Origin of the sequence: Mycolicibacterium septicum DSM 44393 (assembly GCF_000455325.1) — a bacterium.
In the GTDB taxonomy this organism is placed as follows: domain Bacteria; phylum Actinomycetota; class Actinomycetes; order Mycobacteriales; family Mycobacteriaceae; genus Mycobacterium; species Mycobacterium septicum.
In genome coordinates, this window is sequence record NZ_HG322953.1 from 203,203 (window position 1) to 206,608 (window position 3,406).

At 66.7% G+C, this 3,406-nt stretch carries 4 protein-coding genes and 1 tRNA gene; 2 read left to right on the plus strand and 3 right to left on the minus strand.

Annotated elements, in window-relative coordinates; genetic code table 11:
• Positions 1–110 precede the first annotated feature (110 nt).
• Positions 111–770, plus strand: a complete 660-nt coding sequence (locus TX88_RS27910) for a PPW family C-terminal domain-containing PPE protein (RefSeq protein ID WP_049925462.1) — start codon at positions 111–113, stop codon at positions 768–770.
• Positions 771–799: 29 nt separating this feature from the next.
• On the opposite strand, the gene TX88_RS27915 is transcribed toward TX88_RS27910, so the two are convergent.
• The 3 genes from TX88_RS27915 to orn all read right to left on the minus strand — a co-directional run bounded on the left by TX88_RS27915 (position 800) and on the right by orn (position 2,103).
• Complete coding sequence (locus tag TX88_RS27915) at positions 800–1,198, minus strand: DUF7715 family protein (RefSeq protein WP_044522453.1); 399 nt, start codon at positions 1,196–1,198, stop codon at positions 800–802.
• A 143-nt stretch (positions 1,199–1,341) separates the two neighbouring features.
• A tRNA-His gene (locus tag TX88_RS27920) sits at positions 1,342–1,414 on the minus strand.
• A 41-nt stretch (positions 1,415–1,455) separates the two neighbouring features.
• On the minus strand, positions 1,456–2,103 hold the full coding sequence (gene orn, locus TX88_RS27925) for an oligoribonuclease (protein WP_044524141.1): 648 nt from the start codon (positions 2,101–2,103) through the stop codon (positions 1,456–1,458).
• A 117-nt stretch (positions 2,104–2,220) separates the two neighbouring features.
• On the opposite strand from orn, the gene TX88_RS27930 reads away from it, so the two are divergent.
• The coding region (locus tag TX88_RS27930) for a helicase HerA-like domain-containing protein (protein ID WP_044524143.1) at positions 2,221–3,406 on the plus strand (1,186 nt) is incomplete at its 3' end.

Consider the following 3,406-nt stretch of genomic DNA (forward strand, 5'->3'; position numbering starts at 1 on the left):
CTACTGGTGTTGGCCGTACAACTTGGCTTTCCTACTTGCGGCCCGACGCCTGCTGCAGGTCGTCGTTCCAGTTGTTCCCTACGCCGCTGATTCAACCGGTCTCTGGTATCGTGACCGCGAACCTGGGGTGGGCGATAGCCGGCCTGGCCGCGATCCAGCCGCCCGCACCCGTTTTCGCCGAGATTCCGGCCGGTGCCGAACCTGGGTCATGGCCCGCCGCAGGGAGCGCGTCGACGGTGTCCGGAAGCCCACCGGCTCCGACCGCTCCCTCGGCCCCCACGGTCCCGGCCACCGGAGCGTCGGCGACCGCAACCGTCACCTCCGCGCCGGGGCCGTCGGCCGCCCCGGGCGGTGGATCAGGATTCGTCCCGCCGTACTTGATCGGCGCCCCCGGCGTCGGCGTCGCGGCCGCGACGCGGACCACCGCGGCGACCACCGCCAAGAAGAAAGCCCCCGAGCCCGATATGGCCGCCACCGGAACCGGAGAATCGGCCCGTGAGGCGCGGGCCCGCCGACGTCGCCGAGCCGGGATTCGGGACAGAGGACATGGCAACAAATACATGGACATCGAGGCGGGTCCGCAGCCGGACTCCACGTCGCAGGCGCCGGCAGTGTCGGATCGCGGTGCGGGGCCACTGGGCTTTTCTGGTGTGCGGGACAAGACGGATGCCACGACGACGGGATTGACGACGCTGGGCGATGCCGGGTTCGGTGACGGTCCGACGGCGCCGATGTTGCCTTCGACCTGGGATCCGGACGCGAAGGACTGAGCGGACCTACTGTTGCGCAAATCCGCAGGTCAATCCAGCGGTTGGTAGCCCCAGCTGCCGCGGTGCCGGTCGAAAGTCATCCGCAGCAGTGTCCCGGCCGGATGGCGTGCAGCGGCGTCGCACATGTCGTGGATGAGGTCCTCGGCGATGAGGTCCAGTTCGGCTGGTTCGTTCACCACGCCCGCCCAGGGGCTGGCCGCCAGATGCGTCCGGCAGGCGGCGATCAGGTCGACCGGTGCGGCCGGGACTTCACCGACGGCGGCCAGAGTCGAGTAGCCGTGCGATGTGATGCCCTGGTGGACGACGTCGCATCCGCACCCGGCGTCATCGCAGACGAAAGGCGCGACGACGACCTCGCCTTCGGTGGCAGACCAGCGGTCGGTCGCAGCCATCGGTCGTGAGGGACGCTTGGCCACAAGCACTTTCATGATCCCGACTGTAGGGCAGACGAGGTGGCGGGCGACGCCTTCGGGGATGGTCTCCCGGAGCCCGAGCTGGATGACGGCAAACCTGGCAGAGCACCGAAAACAGGAACGCCGCCTGCTTGCGCAGACGGCGTTCCCGATATCGGGGTGGCTGACGGGACTCGAACCCGCGACAGCCAGGATCACAACCTGGTGCTCTACCAACTGAACTACAGCCACCATCGCCGCTGGCGCCTTTCGGCGTATGCGGCTCGTAGATACTAACTGCTCGGGTGCTCCAGAGCCGAATCGGTTTTTGGCGCGTCGTCCTTCGGCGGGCCGAGCTCGGCCGCGATGGCGGCAATGTCGCTGGTAGACGGGCCAGGCTGAGCTACGAACGCGGTCGAGCGGTAGTACTTGAGTTCGCGGATCGACTCGTGGATGTCGGCCAGGGCGCGGTGTGCGAGACCCTTTTCCGGCTGGCCGAAGTAGATCCGGGGGTACCAGCGCCGGCACAGCTCCTTGATCGAGCTGACGTCGATCATCCGGTAGTGCAGGTAATCGTCGAGTTTGGGCATGTCACGGGCGATGAAGCCGCGATCGGTGCCGATCGAGTTGCCGCACAGGGGCGCCGACTTGGCGGTCTTGACGTGTTCGCGGATGTAGTCGAGCACCATCTGCTCGGCGGTGGCCACATCGACGGTCGATACCCGGACTTCCTCGATCAACCCGGACCGGGTGTGCATCTGTTTGACCACGTCGACCATGGAGGACAGCGCCTCGTCGTCGGTGTGTATGACCACGTCAAGGCCGTCCCCGAGGATGTTCAGGTCGGCGTCGGTGACCAGAACCGCGATCTCGATCAGGCGGTCGGACTTGAGGTCCAGGCCGGTCATCTCGCAGTCGATCCATACAAGTTCGTCTCGCACGAAGATCCACAGTATTCCCATACCGGGCGACGAGCCGCCACACCCACCGCGTGTGCCGTCCGGCAAGTAGTGTCAGACCCCGATTGGCTCGTTCGCGAAAACTGGGAGGACCGCGGCATGACCACCGAATCGACAGCCACCCCCGCGCAGCAGATCGCTGCCGGTTACGCAGTCGAAGGCCAGGCACTGGAATTGGGAGCGGTGGTTGTCGACGGCACCGTCGACCCCACTGCTCAGGTCCGCATCCCGTTGGCCACCGTCAACCGGCACGGCTTGATCGCGGGTGCCACGGGCACCGGCAAGACCAAGACGCTGCAGGTGATCGCCGAGCAGTTGTCGGCGGCGGGCGTCCCGGTGGTGATGGCCGACGTGAAGGGTGACCTGTCAGGGCTGTCGAGGCCCGGTGAGGCGAACGAGAAGACCGAACAGCGCGCCAAGGACACCGGCGACAGCTGGACGCCGACCGCCTTCCCGGTGGAGTTCCTGTCGCTGGGCACCGAGGGCATCGGCGTCCCGGTACGCGCCACCATCACCAGTTTCGGCCCGATCCTGCTGTCGAAGGTGTTGGGCCTCAATGCGACTCAGGAGTCCACGCTCGGCCTGATCTTCCACTGGGCCGACCAGAAGGGCCTGCCGCTGCTGGACATCAAGGACCTTCGGTCGGTGATCCAGTTCCTCACCAGTGACGAGGGCAAGCCCGAGCTCAAGGCGCTGGGCGCGGTGTCGGCCACCACGGCCGGGGTGATCCTGCGCGCACTGGTGAACCTGGAGGCCGAGGGCGCCGACACGTTCTTCGGTGAACCCGAGCTCGAGCCCAAGGATCTGCTGCGTACCGACGCGCAGGGCCGCGGCATCATCAGCCTGCTGGAGCTGGGAGCCCAGGCCGCGCGGCCGGTGATGTTCTCGACGTTCCTGATGTGGGTGCTGGCCGATCTGTTCACCACGCTGCCCGAGGTCGGTGACGTCGACAAGCCGAAGCTGGTGTTCTTCTTCGACGAGGCGCATCTGCTGTTCGCCGACGCGTCCAAGGCGTTCCTGGAGCAGGTCGAGCAGACGGTGAAGCTGATCCGCTCGAAGGGCGTCGGCGTGTTCTTCTGCACGCAGCTGCCCACCGACGTCCCCAACAACGTGCTGTCGCAGCTGGGCGCGCGGGTGCAGCACGCGTTGCGTGCCTTCACCCCGGATGACCAGAAGGCGCTGTCGAAGACCGTCCGCACCTACCCGAAGACCGACGTCTACGACCTGGAGAAGGCGCTGACCTCCTTGGGTATCGGCGAGGCGATCGTGACGGTGCTGTCCGAGC

Excerpts from the sequence above, each read along its gene's own strand:
- TX88_RS27915 (WP_044522453.1), bottom strand. The coding sequence starts at position 1,198 with ATGAAAGTGCTTGTGGCCAAGCGTCCCTCACGACCGATGGCTGCGACC.